Origin of the sequence: Pseudomonas khavaziana, assembly GCF_019145205.1 — a bacterium.
GTDB classification, from domain to species: Bacteria; Pseudomonadota; Gammaproteobacteria; order Pseudomonadales; family Pseudomonadaceae; genus Aquipseudomonas; species Aquipseudomonas khavaziana.
Map to the genome: position 1 here is coordinate 610,317 of NZ_JAHSTT010000003.1, position 19,233 is coordinate 629,549.

The 19,233-nt window shown below is 61.5% G+C and carries 18 protein-coding genes; 6 read left to right on the forward strand and 12 right to left on the reverse strand.

Annotated elements, in window-relative coordinates; translation table 11 throughout:
- The first annotated feature begins 26 nt into the window (after positions 1–26).
- Both KVH01_RS10685 and KVH01_RS10690 read left to right on the forward strand, forming a co-directional pair.
- Positions 27–476, forward strand: coding sequence for a prepilin peptidase (locus KVH01_RS10685; protein WP_217881392.1), 450 nt, complete (start codon positions 27–29; stop codon positions 474–476).
- A 124-nt stretch (positions 477–600) separates the two neighbouring features.
- Entirely contained in the window at positions 601–1,383 is a 783-nt protein-coding gene (locus KVH01_RS10690; protein WP_217881393.1) for a response regulator transcription factor, read from the forward strand.
- A 140-nt stretch (positions 1,384–1,523) separates the two neighbouring features.
- Here KVH01_RS10690 and KVH01_RS10695 read toward each other — a convergent pair whose 3' ends face one another.
- From KVH01_RS10695 to cpaB, 8 genes are read right to left on the reverse strand one after another with little or no spacing between them, the layout of a single operon-like run.
- Positions 1,524–1,796 (reverse strand): DUF3613 domain-containing protein, encoded by a 273-nt coding sequence (locus tag KVH01_RS10695; protein WP_217881394.1) that lies wholly within the window; start codon positions 1,794–1,796, stop codon positions 1,524–1,526.
- Positions 1,797–1,806: 10 nt separating this feature from the next.
- Positions 1,807–2,532 carry a tetratricopeptide repeat protein gene (locus KVH01_RS10700; RefSeq protein WP_217881395.1) on the reverse strand — a complete coding sequence of 242 codons (726 nt, stop codon included), beginning with the start codon at positions 2,530–2,532 and terminating at the stop codon, positions 1,807–1,809.
- A 10-nt stretch (positions 2,533–2,542) separates the two neighbouring features.
- Complete coding sequence (locus KVH01_RS10705) at positions 2,543–3,430, reverse strand: type II secretion system F family protein (RefSeq protein ID WP_043049498.1); 888 nt, start codon at positions 3,428–3,430, stop codon at positions 2,543–2,545.
- Position 3,431: 1 nt separating this feature from the next.
- Complete coding sequence (locus tag KVH01_RS10710) at positions 3,432–4,313, reverse strand: type II secretion system F family protein (RefSeq protein ID WP_217881396.1); 882 nt, start codon at positions 4,311–4,313, stop codon at positions 3,432–3,434.
- A 9-nt stretch (positions 4,314–4,322) separates the two neighbouring features.
- Complete coding sequence (locus tag KVH01_RS10715; protein ID WP_217881397.1) at positions 4,323–5,594, reverse strand: CpaF family protein; 1,272 nt, start codon at positions 5,592–5,594, stop codon at positions 4,323–4,325.
- Complete coding sequence (locus tag KVH01_RS10720; protein ID WP_217881398.1) at positions 5,591–6,784, reverse strand: AAA family ATPase; 1,194 nt, start codon at positions 6,782–6,784, stop codon at positions 5,591–5,593. The genes KVH01_RS10715 and KVH01_RS10720 overlap by 4 nt, the downstream gene beginning before the upstream one ends.
- Positions 6,781–7,986: a type II and III secretion system protein family protein gene (locus KVH01_RS10725; protein ID WP_043049502.1), complete on the reverse strand. Its 1,206-nt coding sequence runs from the start codon at positions 7,984–7,986 to the stop codon at positions 6,781–6,783. Before KVH01_RS10725 ends, KVH01_RS10720 begins: the two co-directional genes overlap by 4 nt.
- A gap of 15 nt (positions 7,987–8,001) precedes the next feature.
- Positions 8,002–8,949 carry a Flp pilus assembly protein CpaB gene (cpaB, locus tag KVH01_RS10730; RefSeq protein ID WP_217881399.1) on the reverse strand — a complete coding sequence of 316 codons (948 nt, stop codon included), beginning with the start codon at positions 8,947–8,949 and terminating at the stop codon, positions 8,002–8,004.
- A 333-nt stretch (positions 8,950–9,282) separates the two neighbouring features.
- Between cpaB and KVH01_RS10735 the strand changes: the two genes are divergently transcribed.
- Both KVH01_RS10735 and KVH01_RS10740 read left to right on the forward strand, forming a co-directional pair.
- Positions 9,283–9,480, forward strand: coding sequence for a Flp family type IVb pilin (locus KVH01_RS10735; protein WP_043049504.1), 198 nt, complete (start codon positions 9,283–9,285; stop codon positions 9,478–9,480).
- Between the two features lie 52 nt (positions 9,481–9,532).
- Entirely contained in the window at positions 9,533–9,925 is a 393-nt protein-coding gene (locus KVH01_RS10740; RefSeq protein ID WP_043049505.1) for a response regulator, read from the forward strand.
- A 661-nt stretch (positions 9,926–10,586) separates the two neighbouring features.
- On the opposite strand, the gene KVH01_RS10745 is transcribed toward KVH01_RS10740, so the two are convergent.
- The 4 genes from KVH01_RS10745 to KVH01_RS10760 all read right to left on the reverse strand — a co-directional run bounded on the left by KVH01_RS10745 (position 10,587) and on the right by KVH01_RS10760 (position 16,767).
- Complete coding sequence (locus KVH01_RS10745; RefSeq protein WP_217881400.1) at positions 10,587–12,269, reverse strand: ShlB/FhaC/HecB family hemolysin secretion/activation protein; 1,683 nt, start codon at positions 12,267–12,269, stop codon at positions 10,587–10,589.
- Positions 12,270–12,455: 186 nt separating this feature from the next.
- Entirely contained in the window at positions 12,456–14,261 is a 1,806-nt protein-coding gene (locus KVH01_RS10750; protein WP_217881401.1) for a collagen-like triple helix repeat-containing protein, read from the reverse strand.
- A 302-nt stretch (positions 14,262–14,563) separates the two neighbouring features.
- Positions 14,564–15,412: a MaoC family dehydratase gene (locus KVH01_RS10755; protein ID WP_217881402.1), complete on the reverse strand. Its 849-nt coding sequence runs from the start codon at positions 15,410–15,412 to the stop codon at positions 14,564–14,566.
- A gap of 2 nt (positions 15,413–15,414) precedes the next feature.
- Entirely contained in the window at positions 15,415–16,767 is a 1,353-nt protein-coding gene (locus KVH01_RS10760) for a 3-oxoacyl-ACP reductase (RefSeq protein WP_217881403.1), read from the reverse strand.
- Positions 16,768–16,881: 114 nt separating this feature from the next.
- Between KVH01_RS10760 and KVH01_RS10765 the strand changes: the two genes are divergently transcribed.
- Together KVH01_RS10765 and KVH01_RS10770 are read left to right on the forward strand one after the other, a co-directional pair.
- Positions 16,882–18,159, forward strand: coding sequence for an acetyl-CoA C-acetyltransferase (locus KVH01_RS10765; protein ID WP_043051734.1), 1,278 nt, complete (start codon positions 16,882–16,884; stop codon positions 18,157–18,159).
- 134 nt (positions 18,160–18,293) lie between these two features.
- Positions 18,294–19,193: a PA4780 family RIO1-like protein kinase gene (locus KVH01_RS10770; RefSeq protein ID WP_043051735.1), complete on the forward strand. Its 900-nt coding sequence runs from the start codon at positions 18,294–18,296 to the stop codon at positions 19,191–19,193.
- Positions 19,194–19,233 lie beyond the last annotated feature (40 nt).

The window sequence follows — 19,233 nt, forward strand, 5'->3', positions numbered from 1 at the left end:
ATTCGGCAAAAAGGGATGTTTTTTACGTGATCCACTATGTAGTGATTCTGCTGTGGTTGGGCCTGTGTGCAGTGCAGGATATTCGCCAGCGCCAGATTGCCAATACGCTGACCTTGGGTGCTGGTTTGCTGGCGTTGATCTACCTGCTGTGGGCAGGGTCGACCTGGGTTGGTGCGCCCCGCAGCGAAGGAGGCCTGGCGTTGGTTCTGGCGCTGATACTGACCCTGCCCGGTTATGCGTTGGGCCGCTTCGGCGCGGGGGATGTGAAGCTGCTCGCCGCCCTGGGCCTGGCGTCCAATACCGACATTCTGTTGGGGGCGCTGGTCGGCGCCGCGGTCGCCATGCTGGCCTGGACATTTGTGCATCAAGGGCTTAGCTCGAGCCAGGTTGAACGGGCAGAAGAAGTGTCAAAAAAACAGCCTTTTGCGCCTTTCGTGTTGACAGGTTTCGTCGCGTGTTGGCTTTGGATCCATTAAGCGCGCGAGTTGATTAATGCTATGTACATAGTTGGAAAGTACGTCTACGTTTAATGAGTGGTTGTATAGGATTTTTCGTCAAAAAGGATGGGTCCTCTTTGGCTTGCCAGGCATGGAGTAGCGCGTGAACAAGCTCACATCTGCGGTAAAAGTGCTCGTGGTCGACGATCAACCCTTGATCGTGGAGGAGCTCTGTGAATTTCTCGAAAGCAGCGGGTACCGTTGTGTCCCATGCGAGTCCAGCCAACAGGCTATCCAACGCTTCGACGACGACCCCCAGATAGGCCTGGTGCTGTGTGACCTGCATATGCCGGACATGGACGGCATCGAGCTGGTGCGGGCCCTGCAACAGGTTGCCGGCAAACATCGTGCGTTCGAAGCGATCATGCTCACCGGGCGTGCCGACAAGCAGGATGTGATCAAGGCCCTGCGCGCGGGGATCGCTGATTACTACCAGAAGCCGATCAATCTCGACGAGCTGCTTGAAGGCTTGAAGCGCCAGGAAGCGGCCTTGGAGGAACGGCAAAAAGATCTGCAACTGGGCACGCTTAACCAAAAGCTGCAGTATTTGTCCGAATCCATCAACGACTTGTATATGGACCTGGACAAGGCGCGTCGCAACCCATCCAAGGACACTGATGGCGAGCCGCTGGCCGATGACGCCGGGCCATTGGAAATCCCGGCAATCTTCAACCAATTGTCACCGCGCCAGCTGGATGTGGCACGCCTGGTGGGCAGGGGCCAGACCAACTACCAGATTGCCTGTGACCTGGGGATCACCGAGAACACGGTCAAGTTGTATGTGTCCCAGGTATTGCGCCTGACCCATATGCACAACCGCACCCAGTTGGCGCTGGCGTTGTCACCCAGCAACTCGGCGATACGCCAGCGGGTGACAGCGCACTGAAGGTCCAGCGCCGGCGCCAATAATGTAGGAGCGAGCTTGCTCGCGAAAAACGTCAACGATAACGCGTGAATCCTGCATAAACGCGGTGTCGTGGAGGTCTTCGCGAGCAAGCTCGCTCCTACAGTGGGATATAGGCTTGGTTATTTGCTCCCACCCTGTGCAGACCCCCCCACCTTCTGATCAAAGAACTCCGGGATCGGGTGCTTGTTACTGTCCAGCCAGCGCTTGAGAGCCTGCTCCCGTTCTGCCGGCGTGGCCTTCTGCGGATTGGCCGAGGCCGCGCGGCCGCTCAGTTGCAGCGCCATCCAGTTTTCCGTTTCCGCCTGCCGTGGAGAAGACGGCCCGGCTTCGATGGCCGATGCCATGAGCGGCAGTGCCAACACTGCGAGGCCGGCGAGGTAATGGATTTTCATCATCGACTCCCTATTTCACAGGTGCCGGCAGCGTGTCGCTGACCGTCGCTACCTGGTCTTTGGCTGAACGCACCGGTGCCGTGCGTGAACCCTTGAGTTGTTGTGCACGCGCCTGGGCTTCGGTGACCTGCTCGGGGCTCAGCCCGAGCTGGCCGACCACTTTTGCGGCCTGCCCCCAGTTGTCCTGATAGATCAGCAAGGTCACCAGGTTCACCGCTGCCAATTGATCGCTCTGCTTGAGTTCGATGGCGGTCATGAATTCGAAACGGGCGTCTTCCAGGCGCAGCTGATCGAGGTACACCACGCCCAGGTCATTGCGGATTTTCTCGTCGGTGGGCGCCAGTTTTGCAGCACGTTGCAGGTGGGCCATGGCCTGGCCGTTGTGGCCCTTGGCCGAGGCCAATTGCCCCAGGCCGTGCTCGCCATCGGCAGCCAGGCAAGTGCCCAACAGGCTGCGGTACAGCGGCTCGGCTTCGGTGCGGCCCAGCAAGCGGTAGGCCCGGGCCTGGCGCTGGCGAACCTGGGGCAGGGCATTGGGCAGGCCCTGCAGGTTGGCCAGGCTGGCGTGCAGCTTGCCTTCGTTGGCCATGTCATCGGCCAGGTTCAATGAAAGCTCCTGGTCCGAGCTGGGCTTGGGGCAACTGCCGGGCTCCAGCAATCCGGCCCATGGAACCTGGCCATTGCTGGCACAGCCGCCCAGCATCAGCAGGCTCAAGGCGACAATCAGTGGCTTCATGGCAAGCTCCTCAGAAGTTATTCAAGGCCCGGGCGATGGCGATAAAGGCCGGCCCCCCAAGCACAGTCAGCAGGGCGGGAAACAGGAACACCATCATCACCACGGACATCTTCGCCGACATCTTCGAGATGTATTCCTGCAAGCGGGTCAGGCGGCGGTCATCGAGCAACTGCTTGAGGGCCAGCAGCGACTTCATGGCGCCGCCACCTTGCTGGATCAATTGCTGGAGAATGATGCAGGTGTCGGTGAACTCGTCTACGGCCAGCAGGCGCGCGGTCTTGCCCAGTTCCTCCGACAACTCCAGGCCCGAGTCGACCCGTGCCAGGATCAGGCGCAGTTCATGGGTGAGGTCTGGAAGCAGGCGCTGGGCGTCGATACTCAACACTCGCAGCGACTGTTCAACCGCCATGCCGGATTCGAACAGGATGCGCAGCAACGGAATGAATGTGGAGATCTCCCGTGCGATGCGCTCCTGGCGGTATTTCGCACTGAGGACCAACACACGCTTGGGCAACAGGTAACCGACCCCCAACGCAATGGCCGGCGCGATCCACGGCGAGCCCGCATGGGCAAACAGCAGCTGCTGGCCGAGCACAGTCAGGCCCAGCAGCACGATGGGCACGCCGACCTGGCAGGCGGCGAACATGGAGCGCTGGTTGGGCTTACGCCAGCCGACGCGGTTGAGCAGGGTTTGTGTTTCGTTGTCCAGGCTGACCGAGCGTTGCGCGACCGCGCTGGCGCCCAGTTGGCGCATCAGGCTGCCAAGTTTGTCTTCGCGGGCCAGTTGGCCTTGCAGGCGTTGGTTGACCGTGCGCTGGCGGCGGCGTTGTTCCAGAAGGCTGCCGGCGATCAACACGACGGCGGCGAGTAACAGCAGGAGGCTGATCAGGATGGCCATCTCAAATACTCCGCAACATGCGCCACATGACGAAGGTGCCCGTGATGTCGAGCGCTACCGCACCGAGCAGCAGATAGCGCCCGGTTCCGTCATTCCACATGCTCATCAGGTAGCCCGGGTTGACCATCAGGAAGTAGCCGACCATGGCGATGGGCAACCCTGCCAATACATAGGCGGTCATGCGTGTTTCACCGGTCATGGCCTTGAGTTGACGCGCGCCCTGTTCGCGCTCGCGGATCATCTTGATCAGGTTCTCCAGCAACTCGCTGGCGTTGCCGCCGTAGCGGTGGTTGACCTTCAGGCCCAGGGCAAACAGACGAAACTCATCGCGCTCGTAGAACTCGGCAAAATCGCTGGCTGACTCCGGCAGGCTCACGCCCATTTGCACATTGCGCTGAATGCGGCTCATCGCCTGCTTGAGGGGGGCTTCGGTGCTTTCGATTGCGCCCAGCACGGCGTCGGCCAGGGTGCGTCCGGACTTGAGACTGCGCACGCTGTGGTCGAGCAATTGCGGTAGTTGTTCGATCATGCGTTGCACACGCCGCTGATAGCGCCAGGCGATGTACAGGCGCAACAGCAACGGCGGCACCAGCAGCATGGCAAGCAGGCCCAGCCAGTCGGCCAGCAGGTAGCCCAGCACCATGGCAGCCGCCCAGCCGCTTAACCACAGCCCAAGGCGATCGGTGGGCTTGCCCAGGCCGGCGCGCAGGAACATCCGTTCCATGGCGACCCAGTTGCTGTTCGATTCCTGAGGCACGGGCTGGCCATCGGCAAGGCGCTCCAGCACGCGGTGGGTGCCGGCCTGGCGCAGGCCGCGCTGGAACAGCCAGATGGACAGGCTGACCAGCAGAACGCAGATGAGCAGCAAGATGGGTCCGGTCATGACGCCCCCCTACAACGGCAATGGCGTTTCGCGCCGCAGCTTGTCGCCGGCCGGGTGCAACGCTTCGCGCAGGAAGCCAAAGCCGGTGCGGCGGTCGAAGCGGAACAGGGTATTGGTGACATACACGTCGTCGCGCACGCCGACCACTTCCACCACCTCGCTGACGCAGCGGCGCCCATCGGGCAGGCGCGTCAGCTGGATCACCACATCCAGTGCGGCGCAGATCATTTGGCGCAAGGTTTTTTCCGCCACCACACGCCCAGTCAGGCCCACCAGGGTTTCCAGGCGCAGCAGCGCGTCCTGGGCATTGTTGGCGTGCACGGTGCTCATGGAACCGTCATGGCCGGTGTTCATGGCGGTCATCACGTCGAGCACTTCGACGCCGCGAATCTCGCCGAGGATGATGCGGTCCGGGCGCATTCGCAGGGCGTTGCGAATCAGATCGCTGGCCTTGACCTCGCCATGCCCTTCGGCATTGGGCGGGCGGGTTTCCAGGCGTACCACGTGGGGGTGGCCCAGTTGCAGTTCGGCCACATCTTCGATGGTGACCAGGCGCTCGTGGGGGTTGATCAATTGGCTGAGAATATTCAGCAGCGTGGTCTTGCCGGTCCCGGTACCACCGCTGATGAGGATATTGCAGCGCTTGCCCACGGCCTCCTGGAAAAACTCGAAGATGCTCTGGTCGATGGTCTGCATCGCCACCAGGTCGCTGCTCTTGAGCATGTCTTTGCGGAATTTACGGATCGACAGGCAGGGGCCGTCCAGGGCAATCGGCGGGATGATCGCATTGACCCGGCTACCATCGGGCAGGCGTGCATCGACCATCGGCGACGACTCATCCAGGCGCCGCCCGAGGGGCGCGAGGATACGCTGCATCACCCGCTCCACATGGTGCGCATCGATAAAGCGCAGGTCGCTCTGGTACAGCACGCCGTCACGTTCGATAAACACCCGGTGCGGGCCGTTGACCAGGATCTCGGTGACCGACACATCGCGCAGCAGCACTTCCAGCGGACCGAAACCGGTCAGTTCATCGACGATTTCTTCGGCCAGGCGCTCCATCTCATAACGCGAGATCGCCAGGTGCATGCGTGTGATGTACTCGGCCACTTTGTCGATGACAAATTGCGCCAGGGATTGACGCGAGCCTTCCAGCAGGTTCTGCCCGGTCTCTTCGATGGCATCGATGATGTAACGATGCAGCACCATTTTCAGGCTGTCATGGTCGTTGCGCCCGGCGGCTCCGCGAGTGGGGGCGCCGAAGAGTTTTTCACCGTTCATCGACCTGACCCCAGTAGACGTTCGAACCAGCGCGTTGACGGTTTTTCCATGCCCTCGGAACGTTTTGCCAGGCGCTCGCCCAACTGACGCAAGGTGTGTGTCAATGCTTCGCGCGGGGCCAGGGTGAACAGGCTTTGCCCTTGGTTCTTGGCATTCAGGCGCACTTCAGGGCTAAGCGGCAGCACCGCAATGCACTCCAGGCCGAAGCTTTTTTCCAGGGTTTCGGTGTCGGGTGCGCAGCCTTTGATGTAGCGGTCGACGAGCAGCTTGGCATGATCGAGCTTCATGCCTTTTTCGCGCCACAGGTTCAGCACCGCGAGGTTGCGCCGGCAGTCGAGCACGCCTTGGTCGGTGCACCACAACAGCTTGTCGCAGTGGCTGACAAAGGTGCGCAACGCTTCGCTGTCGGCTTGCCCGGTCAGGTTCACGACGATGTGCTGGAAGTGCTGGCGCAAGGCGCTGAGCAACATGTACAGCTCGGCGGCGCTGGTCACTTCCAGGGGCTCGTCGCTGGCGGCATACGCAAGAATGCGCAGGCCCTCGTCGGTGCTGGTAAAGGCGCTGTTGATCAGTGTGGTGTCAAGGCGGCGCAGGTGGCGCAAGGCGTCACCGAAATTGAAGGTACTTTCCAGGCCCAGCAGCGCCAGGCTGTCGCCCCGCGGCAGGCCGAGGTCGAGCAGCAGTGTCTGCTGGCCACTCTTTTGCACCACCATCGCCAGGTGGCTGGCGATCAGGGCACCATCGGTATTGCCTTGGGCTCCGTACAGCACAGTCAGGCCGCCAAGGTGGGCGTTCGGCGCAGTGGGCGGCAGGCGCTTGCTCAAGCGGCGCACCAACCCGGCCACTTCGCTGGAGCGTGAGCCATAGGCGACAAAATCCCGGGCGCCGGCGCGCATCGCGTTGAGTACCAACTGGTTGTCCATGCCGTCGCCGAGGGCAACCACCGCCAGCATTGGCTTGGCTTCCAGGGCGCCTTCGATCAGGGCGCTCTGGGCCACCAGGTGTTCGCGGTCCAGGCCCACGAACACCAGGTTGGCGAAGGTCACGTCCACCAATGCGAGCAATTCATCCAGGCTGCCGCCGCCGACGCTGATCACTTGTCCAAGCGGGGCCAGCGCGCCCTGCAGCCACTCCAGGTCGGTACTGTTGCGGGTGATTGCCAGGAAGGTCTGGCCAAGGCTATCGCTCATTGGGAAAGTCCACTGCGACGGTCGAAGTTGCCGTTTTCAAGAAAGAACAGGCGGAACCAGTTCGGGTCATAGTTGCGCAGCTTTTCGCCGGGCAACGACGGCAACTGTGCGTTGGCCGCCAATGGCCGGACCAGGTGCGGGGTGACAATCATCAGCAGCTCTTTCTCTTCGCTGCGGATATTGGAATCGCGGAAAAACGCGCCAATGATCGGGATATCGCCCAGGCCGGGGAGCTTGGCGATGGTGGAGCGGTTGGTGCTGCTGATCAGGCCACTGATCACAAAGCTTTCGCCGTCTGCCAGTGACACGCTGGTGTCGGTGCGCCGTACGGTCAGGGCGGGCACCTGGATGCCCTCGATCTGGATCGCGTTGTTGTAATCCAGCTCGCTGACTTCCGGTGCAACTTTCAGGGCGATGCGGTTGTGATCGATCACCGTGGGTGTCAGGGTCAGGCGGATGCCGAACTCCTTGTACTCGATGGAAATGGTATCGCTGCCGGCACTGGGTACCGGGATCGGCACTTCACCACCGGCCAGGAAGGTCGCGCTCTGGCCGCTCATCGCCACCAGGCTAGGGCGGGCCAAGGTGTAGGCAAAGCCACTGCTTTCCAGGGCGTTGATCAACGCCTTGACCCGGCCACCGCCAAACCCGATGTTGAAACTGTCAGCGCTCACCGGCAGCTTGAACACGCTCTCCGCTGGGGAGAGCAGGTCGGGGCTGCCGAGGAAGAAATTCTTGCCCATGCCGAGGATCTTGGTGCTGGCCTCTTTGAGCTTGGTGCGGCTGACCTCGACGAAGCGGATATCGGTCTGTACCTGGCTGGGCAGTGTCGGGTCTTCCGAGGGCGACAGCGATTGGCTGGTCAGCGCCGAGGTGGCCTTGCCCTTGACGAACACCATGCTCTGGCGCGGCGCGGTCGAGCAGCCCGTCCATACCATCAGGCTGGTGGCGCCACTGCCCACACCGGTCAGCAGGAAGTTACGCTCGCCATTGACCCGCACATCGGCGATCTTCGGGTCACCGATGGCCAGGCGCGTGATCGCGACCGGCGATTGCAGCTCGGTTTGCAAGCCTTCGCCCACCTCGACCACGGCGGGCAACTGGCCCAAAGTGCTGCAATTGCCCGGCGCGGCCATCGCCATGCCCACGGGCAGGCACGGTAGCATCAAGGCCAAGGCCAATTGAGCGTAGCGTGGGCTCATTCAAGGCATCCTTGTTCAATCAGGGGTTTGTTGGGCTGCGGAAGCGCCACGTATCACTTCGACGCCCCGACGCTGGCCGGTATCGGCAACCGTGGCGGCGATTTTTTTTGGCGGGCCGGTGAGGGCCAGTTGGGTGAATTGGTAGAGGTCGCGGTTGGCGCTTTGCACTTTGTCCGGCGTGTCGCTTTCGCCGGCCCAATAGCGGCTGAGTAATTGTTCATCGGCACTGCGAACGGCCAGGCGCAGCGTGCCGGCCTGGGAGGCGAGCATCAGCCGGCTCAGCAACGGTTCGGGCACCGCCAGCACGACACTCCGCGCAGCGGTACGCCGTTGTGCAGCCTGGGCGCGCTCTTCGGCGCTGGCCGGTGGCGGCACTGCCGGTGTGCCGTCGTTGGCCAGCCCCAATTGGTCGCCGACGCTGAGCAGGCGTATCGCAGGGATGATCACCTGCGCCGATTGCTCGGCATTGGCGTTGTCCTGGCGCAGGAACAGCAAGACATCGACGTAATCGCCGGGGCTCAGTTGGCCACCGGCACCGATGACCTCATCGACGGCGACCGCCAGCGCGCGTTCATTCGCACGGATCATGCGGGCCAGCGGCCCACCGGCGGTGAAGCTTTCATCGTTTAGCCAGGTGCCGGCACCCAGGGCGCGCAAGGGCGTGCGGCCGATAGCCTGGTCGAGGCTGGTCAGGCTGCCGGCGGGAACGGTGCGCAATTTTTCCACGGTCACATCGGCAGCGGTAAGAGGGGCAAAAGCGGGCACCGCGTGTACCAGTACCACCACGGGTTGGCGGGTTTGGTCTTCGACAGCAGTTACGGTTTTTTCAACAGAAATGACAGGTTCTTGAGAGGGCGCAATCACAGGTGCGGTTGGACGACTCAACACCAGGCCCCAATAACCCGCAATCAATGCTCCGACAAGCAGCAAGCCAGCCAGGACCATGCTGATGCGACTGTTCATGACGGCTCTCCCTATCCTGTTGCACTGCTTATGCCCGTTAATCCAAACGAGTTAATTTCGCAACTTGGCTGTGATGAACAACTAACGATTTGGCTATTTGAAGGTAGCTCAGCTAGGACGAAATGCCATTACTGCACAAGAAATTTATCTGAAGGCTAAATCCGACCCCGTCAAGGCCGGACAGGGAGTGGCAGCGCGGCGACTAATACTTTGTGATTAATTCATTCTTACAGTTGTGAGTGTCAACTTTGTTGACAATGCTCTAGTGGCACACAGCAATCACTGTGCGAGCCAGCAGTAACGGCGCTTTGTGGCGCATGAAGGAGAAGTCTTATGATCCTTGACCTGTTCTTGAAATTTTACATTCACGCTCAGTTGTTCTTGCGTCGCAGAGACGGGGCATCGGCCATTGAATATGTGATTATCGTGGCGATAGTTGCGTTGGTAATCATTGGGTTCGGTACTGGGCTTGGCGATAAAATAAAAGGTGTCTTCGAGCAGGTGTCCGATGCACTGCCGGCAGCGACATAACCGTAAGCACTGCAGGTTGTCGTTTCGATGATCTTTTTATCAGGTACTGCTCATGAGCCACCCGTCGTCACCCCGCCAACAAATCCTATTGGTGGACGACGAGGAGGATGCGCTGGTCGAGTTAGCCGAATCCCTCGAAAACGAGGGATTCGTTTGTTTTACTTCCACCTCCGTTACTTTCGCCCTGCAAGAATTGACACTTCACCCTGATATAGCGTTGGTCATCACTGACCTGCGCATGCCCGAGGAAAGCGGGATTTCGTTGATCAAGCGCCTGCGCGAACACACCTCGCGCTCGCATTTGCCTGTGATCGTGATGTCCGGTCATGCCGAGATGGATGATGTCAGTGACATGCTGCGCCTGCAGGTGCTGGATCTGTTTCGCAAACCGATCTATCTGGTGCGCTTGATCGATACCCTCAACAGCCTGTTTCCACTTCGGTAGTTGGCGTGCGCAGTTCCAAAAATGTGGGAGGGGGCTTGCTCCCGATGGCGGCCTGACAGTTGACCAGGATGTTGGATCAGACCGTGTACATATCCATTCCTGCGGTAACGGCCACTTTGGGTTCCGCTCTTACAGCGGGTCACTTTTGAAAAGCCGGAATGCCGGCCCAGGCAAAAGTAACCAAATGCTCTTGCCCCACCACTCGGCACCTCGCCCAGGCTCGGTGTGCCCGTAATCCGCCATGGACTTGGGGGGCCGCCGCCACGCGCCATCCATGGCGCGGGGCGGCTAAACCGGCATCCCTGCCGGTTTACCTCCCAAATCCCTGTCGAATTCCGGCCAGCGTGGTTTAACGGGGCGCCTGAGATCAAGAGCAGATCAAGAGCGGCTCGCTTCGCATCGTGATTACTGGCGGTCGCTACGTCTGCGTTGTGTAGATACCCGTGCTCATCGGGGGCAAGCCCTAATGCAAGTCAGTTGCTGCTTTTTAGGAGCGAGCTTGCTCGCGAAAAACTTACAGGCGCCGCGTTCATTCAGCAAACACGCGTTATCGTTGACGTTTTTCGCGAGCAAGCTCGCTCCTACAGAAGGCGATGACCGCTTAACTGACTGGCATTAGGGCAAGCCCTCTCCCACATTTATAGTTAAGGCATCGGCTGGGTCAGAGCTGATAACTGAAACTCAACGTATACCGCGGCCGTCGGTTGTAACTGTCCAGGGCGATGTCCGACATCGGTTTGGCCGCTTCCAGGGCGATGTTGTAGTACTTGTTGTCGCCAAAGCGCAGGCCCACGGCCGCCGATGACATATCGCTGGCCTTGACCGGCAGTTCATTGAACCAGGTCCTGGCGCGGTCGAGCACGACATAGGGTTGCAGGACTTTCACCCAGTCCCCGGCGCGGTTGTAGCTGTAGTTGACCTCGTAGGCCGCGCCCCAGCCCTTGTCGCCCGAGCCTTGGTCGTCGGGGTAGCCGCGGCCGAAATTCTGCCCGCCGAAAGTGGCGCGCTCGCTGTCGGGCAATGTGTCGTTACTCCAGTAGAACGCGCCTGAAAGCACGCCTTGCCAGTTATCGAAGAACTTGTTGCTTTGCACCCCGGACAGGCGCAATCGAAAAAAGTCGAGGTCGGGCTTTGCCACGTCCAGGTCACTGCGGGCTTTGGCGCCCAAGCCGTCGATACCCCGGTACAGGCCGCCGCTGATAATGCGCAATTGCCGCGCATCAGCCTTGCGCCAATCTCCCTCGAACGCCAGGGCCCGCAGGTTCGATTCGATATCAAAACGCAGCGGGTAGCCCACCAGTTTGTAGCGGGTGGTCTGGTCCACGGCATACAGGCGCGTGCCCAGGGTCAACGATTCGGTGGGCGAGGCAATCAGCGGGTGGCTCAGGCCAATGGAGTAGCGGTCCACGGACTGGTGCGGCTTAAGTTGGAAGCCGCCGTCCAGTTGCACATTGGCATTGGGGTCGGCGCGGTAACGTTCGGCGGCCAGTGCGAACTGGCTGCCTTCGGCATTGATGAACTGGTTGTAGTCCACGCGGTAGTAATGCTCTTTATCCTCACCCGGCGGGAACAGGCCGCTGACGGTGAGCTGCTCGCCCAGGAAGGTTTGCGAATTGCTGGTGGCACTGAGCAACGCCTGGGTGCCGCCACGGCTTTTCTGCACCAGGCTCATGCTGGTGGTGAAGGGCTTGCGGCTTGCCTGGATCTGCATGTGCGTGGCGCCATCGGTGGTGCCCGGCGGCGGTACCTGGGCTTGTACGGTCAGGCCGGGAATGCGGCTCATCAGCGTGGTGTAGCGTTCGAAGGTCTTGCGCGTCAGCGGGCGTTCGGCCAACAACTTTTGCGCCAGTTTATCGACGTAGGCCGACACCGGGCCGATGTCGCCGGTTTGCTGGTAGTCCTTGATGTAACCCTCCACCAGGACGACGCGGACCAGACCGTTTTCGAAATTTTGCTGCGGCAGGAACGCATAGGACAGCAGGTAACCGTCCTCCTGGTAGCGACGGGTTATGCCACGGGTCGCTTCGATCAACTGTGCGAGGTTGGTCTCGCGACCAATCAGCGGTGCGTAGACTTGAGCCGTCTCGGTAAGCGGGTAAATGGTGCCGCCTTCGATCTGCAGCTTGCGGATGGTGACCTTGGTGTCCATCAATAAGGGTTGGCCGGCAGTCGGCGGCGTTTCAGGCACTTGGGTTTTCGGCGTGACCGGTCGATAGGCATCGGCGGGCAGGTTGGGGACCGGCAGGGTACGGATCGTGTCGTTGCTGTTCAAAAAGCTGGGAAGGGGCTCGGCCTGGACGTAAGCACTGAGGGTTAGCAATAACAACGGCGTCAATACGCGCATAGGACACTCCATGGTCAACTGCAGCAGCGCTTCGGGCCCGCCGGGTTCTGGGACGCGGTTCGGGAGGGTGGCGGTTCATCACCTATGTCGCCGCCCATAAAAAAGACGAGAGACTTATTCAGGGTCTCTCGTCTCAACCAAGCGTAGGCGCTGTAGGGGAGGCCGTCTAATCGGCCAGGTGCAATTCTATTTTCCGGTCAGGCCGTTCAACAAACCGCCAAGACCGCCCGTTGCTGTGGTGCCTCCGGTTGTTGTCGTTGCAGTACCGGTGGTTGTGGTGCTGGCGCCGATGTTCAGGCCGCCAAGCAGGCCACCGCTGGTGCCGCCAGTGCCGCCGGTGACCAGGCCACCCACCGAGCTCACGGTGTTGCCGACCGCCGTAACGGTGGTGCCGAGAGTATTGGTGACCGGGTTGGCATTGGTGGTGGTGAGGTTAGTGCCCAGGCTGCTCACAGCGCCGCCGACTTGCGTCACCAGGCCGTTGACCGGAGCACCAACGCCAGTGGTGGTACCAATGTTTTGCGTCAGCGCAGTGACGCCGGAGGTCACGGGGTTCAGGGCTGCGCCGACATTGGTTGCGACCGCTGCGACCGGTGCCGTGGCGCCGGTGTTGGCGACGCCCGTACCACCCAGCACTGTGCCTACGGAGGCGATGGTGTTGCCCAGCGCGCCACCGGTTACACCGGCTGCACTGACGGTGCCGTTGGTGTTGCCCACATTCAAGCCAGTACCCACGTTACTCACAAGGCCACCCACCAGTTCCGGTATGCCGGGGGCAGCAGTGCCACCCGTTGGTGCGACATAACCGCCGGACTTATCGAGTGTGCCACCGACGCCGGTCAGCACACTGCCGACCACGCTGGTGACCGGGTTGCCGGTGCCGCCGGTGCTGGCGACTTGGGGACCCAGGCTGGTGACCGTCGAGCCGACTTTATCCAGCAGGCCATTGACGGGAGTGCCCAGGCCGGTTGCGGTGCCCAGATTGCCGGTGGTGTTTTCCACCAGCGACACCACAGGCACCACTACTTTGCCACCCAGGGTGTTGGTCAGCGAACCCAGCGGGCCAGTGGTGCTGGCGGTGCTGAGAGTATCGCCGAGCATGGTCACCGTGGTGCCGACTTTATCGACTACGCCGCCGACCGCACCGCCTACACCGCCGGTCAAACCACCGACCACAGGGACACCGCCGAGGGTGGTCGACAGCGATTGGCCGGTGGTCGAGAGGCCGCCACCCAGGTCGGCGACGCCATTACCTACGCCTGCCACGGTAATGCCCAGGGAGTTGCTATTGGTGCCCAGCGAGCCCAGGCCGGTGGTCATGCCGGTACCGATGCTGGTGACAGCGGTGCCTGCCGAGGTCACCAGGCCGCCAGCGGTAACGCCAACGATGGGCACACCGTTCAAGGTAGAGCCAAGATCACCCACGGCTGCGCCGACATTGCCCACGGTGGTGCCGAGGGTGCCGGCGATCTGGCCGGTGATCAGCGGGGTGGTTGTCGAGCCTGTTCCGCCGCCAGTACCACCACCCGTTCCGCCGGTGCCGCCACCTGTGCCGCCACCTGTGCCGCCAGTGCCTCCGCCGGTCCCACCCGTGCCGCCGCCGGTCCCACCCGTGCCTCCGTCAGTGCCGCCGGTGCCGCCGCCGGTCCCACCGGTGCCTCCGTCAGTACCGCCAGTGCCGCCGCCGGTCCCACCGGTGCCTCCGTCAGTGCCACCGGTGCCGCCGCCGGTCCCACCCGTGCCTCCGTCAGTGCCACCGGTGCCGCCGCCGGTCCCGCCCGTGCCTCCGTCAGTGCCACCGCCAGTTCCGCCAGTGCCACCACCTGTGCCGCCGTCACCGCCACCTGTGCCCGCACCTGCTCCGGCATCCGGTGAGGAGGCTGCCACGCTGGATTTATGCCCGCCACCACCGCTGCTGCAGCCACCGAGGCTCATTGCCATGATCAGGGCCAGAGCGGTACTTGCTTTCCAAAACACTACTTGAGTTTTCATGATTGAGTTCCTTGCACCTGGTACAACCTTGGTTGTTTCAAACCCTCGCTACTTCTTGGGGTAGCGATAGGTTTGTCCGTGTGGTCATCACAGACCCAGGCACTCTTTCGTGCAACGCTCAACTTGGTATTAACGATTTATATACATAAGGTCTTAGTCGGCTTAACGACTAATACGAAGGGTGTAATGGAAAATAGGTTGATAAAGCCTTAAATGTTTTAAATCAGTGAGTTGAATAAAAAAACGGACCTCGTGAGGTCCGCTATAACTTTGGGTGTATATATACAATTAAGCAGTATGTTTCAGGCGATCGGCTGCCACTTGCCGAGCATATGCTGAATGTCGCCCGCGCCTTTGAGTGCCAACTCGCCACTGGAACCGGCCGCGCTGCTCATCAATATCACTTCACTGGGCAGGCGCACGGGTTTCTTGAACTCGACTTCGATCTCAATATTGGCAGCCGGCAGATGTTCTCCCAACGCTGCCAGCGTGCGCGCCTTATTCCACAGCCCATGGGCAATGGCCTGGGGAAAGCCGAATAACTTGGCTGTCGGCGCACTGAGGTGGATCGGGTTGTAATCGCCCGACACGCGGGCATAGCGGCGGCCGATATCGGCAGGCGCTTTCCAGCGTGTCAGCTCGCTGGTCGGGCCATGGGTCTGGGAGGTTTTATCCACTGCATCGCCTTCAAGCTTCACGCCGCGACACAGCATTTGGCTTTCGGCCTCCCAGAGCAGCCCCAGGGCATCTTCGACGACGGTCACAATGTCAAAGGTCGCGCCTTTGGCATGGGGCTGAAGGCTGTGGGCATAGACGCCGATGCCCAGGTCGCCCACGCCGCCCAAGGGGCGATGAATGCGGATGCGATTGCTCAGGTGAACCAGCCCCAGCAAGGGGAACGGAAACGCCTTGTCAGTCAGCAACTGCATCTGCAGGCCGAACGCCAGGATGTGCGGATAGGTCGCCGGTAGCATCGGGCCATCGGCAAACCCGCAGACCTTTCGGTAAGCCGCGACGGCCTTGGGGTTGACGCTGACCCGGCAACGCAAGCCGTGTTCGGGCAAGGTGCTGCCGGTGATCTTGCGCTTGAGCGCCGCTCGCCAATACAACGGCAGTAGAGAGGGCGGGCTGTCTAAGGTGTGCCATTGCATGTTTACGCTCCCAGAAGACTTTGCCCACATACCCGCAGCGCTTGGCCGCTGACCGCACCGGAACCTGGCTGACCGAGCCAGGCCACCGCTTCGGCCACATCCTGGGGCAAGCCACCCTGGCCCAATGAACTCATGCGACGCCCCGCTTCACGCAGCGCGAACGGGATATGCGCGGTCATCTGGGTTTCGATAAAGCCTGGCGCCACGGCATTGATGCTGATTCCGCGTTCCTTCAACAGGGGCGCCCAGGCCTGGGCCAGGCCAATCAAGCCGGCCTTGCTCGCGGCATAGTTGGTTTGCCCGCGATTACCGGCAATACCGCTGATCGAGGCCAGCAGCACTACGCGTGCGTTGTCATGCAGGGTGCCGCTGTCGAGCAGGGCCTTGGTCAGCACCTGCGGGGCATTGAGGTTGACGGCCAGCACGGCGTCCCAGTATTCCGGGGTCATATTGGCCAGGGTCTTATCGCGGGTGATGCCGGCGTTGTGTACCAGGATATCGAGGCCGTCGGGCAGGTGTTCGACCAGTTGGCTGGCGGCGTCTTCGGCGCAGATATCCAGCACCACTGTACGCGCATTCAAGCGCGCAGCCAGGGCTTCGAGATCGGCCTTGGCCTGGGGCACGTCGAGCAGAATCACCTCGGCGCCGTCGCGGGCCAGGGTTTCAGCAATGGACGCACCGATGCCACGGGCGGCGCCAGTGACCAGGGCTTTGCGCCCCGCCAGCGGGCGCGTCCAGTCCTCGACCGGGGTGTCGCAGGCCGCCAGGCGGATGACCTGGCCCGAGATATAAGCGCTTTTCGGCGACAGGAAAAACCGCAGCGCACCTTCCAGCTGGTCCTCGGCGCCGTCGCTCACATACAGCAATTGCAATACGCCGCCGCTGCGCAACTCCTTGGCCAGGGAGCGGCTGAATCCTTCCAGGGCACGCTGGGCGCTGGCGGCAAACGGATCGCTGAGGCTTTCCGGCGCGCGGCCGAGGATCACCAGGTGTGCGCTGTGATCGAGGTTTTTCAGCAGAGGCTGGAAGAACTCGCGCAGTTGCTTGAGCTGGTCGGTGTGCTGCAAGTGACTGGCGTCGAACACCACCGCCTTGAGCTTGGGGCCGTGCCCGGGAATCCACGCGGTTGACGTCGAGGCTTCGGCGCCGTAGCTGTAAACCGCGTCGGTGAGTCGATTGGCAAACGCCAGCACCTGGGTCGTCAACGCGCCCCCGCCGAGCAGCAGCGCACCTTCGACCGGGCGCAGGCGCCCAGCTTGCCAGCGTTCCAGGCGTACCGGCGACGGCAGGCCAATGGCGGCGACCAGGCGATGGCCGAGGCTTGAGTTGGCGAAGTCGATATAACGGTCAGACATGGAACGCTCTCCGAAGGCTGGGGTTCAAAGGGTTGACCACCCTGGGGTGGCAGTCGTTCGATTGAGCCTAGGCTAGGCTTGATGATTACACCCACCTTCACAAGGGAGCTTTCCATGACTCAATTGCGCCGTGTAGCGATCATTGGCGGTAATCGCATTCCTTTCGCCCGCTCCAATGGCCCGTACGCCACGGCGAGCAACCAGGCGATGCTGACCGCCGCGCTGGAGGGCCTGATCGAGCGCTACAACCTGCACGGCCTGCGCATGGGCGAGGTAGCCGCCGGCGCGGTACTCAAGCACTCCCGAGACTTCAACCTGACCCGCGAATGCGTGCTCGGCTCGCGCCTGTCGCCGCAAACCCCTGCATACGATATCCAGCAAGCCTGCGGCACCGGGCTGGAGGCGGCGTTGCTGGTGGCCAATAAAATTGCTCTGGGCCAGATCGAATGTGGGATTGCCGGCGGCGTAGACACCACCTCCGATGCACCGATCGGGGTGAACGAAGGCTTGCGCAAGCTTTTGCTGCAAGCCAATCGCGGTAAATCCATGGGGGATAAACTAAAAACCTTGTTACAACTTCGTCCCCAGCACCTCAAGCCGGAACTGCCGCGCAATGGCGAACCACGCACCGGCTTGTCGATGGGTCAGCATTGCGAACTGATGGCGCAGACCTGGCAGATTCCCCGCGCCGAACAGGACCAGCTTGCGCTTGAGAGTCATCAGAAAATGGCCGCGTCCTACGCCGAAGGCTGGCACAACGACTTGCTCACGCCCTTTCTTGGCCTCACCCGCGACAACAACCTGCGGCCCGACCTGACATTGGAAAAACTTGCCAGCCTCAAGCCAGCCTTCGAGCGCAGCGCAAAGGGCACGCTCACCGCCGGCAACTCCACGCCGCTCACCGATGGCGCCTCCCTGGTGCTGCTGGGCAGTGAAGCCTGGGCCAAGGAGCGCGGCTTGCCGATCCTGGCGTACCTGCGTGATGGCGAAGCGGCTGCGGTGGATTTCGTCAACGGCGCGGAGGGCCTGTTGATGGCGCCGGTGTATGCGGTGCCGCGCTTGCTGGCCCGCAACGGCTTGACCCTGCAGGACTTTGATTACTACGAGATTCACGAAGCCTTTGCCGCCCAGGTGTTGTGCACGCTCAAGGCGTGGGAAGATGCGGACTATTGCAAGACCCGCCTGGGCCTGGATGCGCCGCTGGGGTCCATCGATCGCAGTCGGCTCAACGTCAAGGGCAGTTCCCTGGCGGCGGGCCATCCGTTTGCCGCCACCGGCGGGCGTATCGTCGCCAACCTCGCCAAACTGTTGGACGCGGCGGGCAAAGGCCGCGGGCTGATTTCGATTTGCGCTGCGGGCGGCCAAGGGGTGACGGCGATTATCGAACGCTGATTAACGAAAAAATTGGCCCATTGCATGCATTCTTGAGTGGTCAGAGGTCGGTAGCCTCTCCCACCGGCGAGCCGATTGCCGTATAACGAGTGCCACACGCGTGTTTGGTAATACAGGACCCACAATAAAAGCTGATGAAGACTCCTAAACGCATTGAACCCCTGATCGAAGACGGTCTGGTCGACGAAGTGCTGCGCCCACTCATGAGTGGTAAAGAAGCAGCTGTTTATGTGGTGCGCTGCGGCAACGAATTGCGTTGCGCCAAGGTTTACAAGGAGGCGAATAAACGAAGTTTTCGTCAGGCGGCCGAATACCAGGAAGGCCGTAAGGTCCGTAACAGCCGCCAGGCCCGTGCCATGGCCAAGGGCTCCAAGTTCGGCAAGAAAGAAACCGAGGACGCCTGGCAGAACGCCGAAGTTGCGGCGCTGTTCCGCCTGGCCGGTGCCGGCGTTCGTGTGCCCAAGCCGTATGACTTTCTTGAAGGCGTGCTGCTGATGGAACTGGTTGCCGACGAGTACGGCGACGCGGCGCCGCGCCTGAACGACGTGGTGCTGGAGCCGGACCAGGCGCGTGAATACCACGCCTTCCTGATCTCCCAGATCGTGCTGATGCTATGCACCGGCCTGGTGCACGGTGACCTTTCGGAATTCAACGTACTGCTCACGCCAACGGGCCCGGTGATCATCGACCTGCCCCAGGCGGTGGATGCGGCGGGCAACAACCATGCATTCAGCATGTTGGAGCGCGACGTTGGCAACATGGCTTCCTACTTCGGGCGTTTTGCCCCGGAGTTGAAGAAGACCAAGTACGCCAAGGAAATGTGGGCGCTGTACGAAGCCGGTACCTTGCACCCGGCCAGTGTATTGACCGGTGAGTTCGACGAACCGGAAGAACTGGCGGACGTGGGCGGTGTGATCCGCGAGATCGAAGCGGCGCGGCTGGATGAAGAGCGTCGCCAGGCGATTCGTGCGGCGGATGATGCGCCACCGAGCAAAGTGCCGGACGAACCACCGCCGCCGCCTTGGATGCAGTGATCTTCGGGTAGATGAAGATCAAAATGTGGGAGGGGGCTTG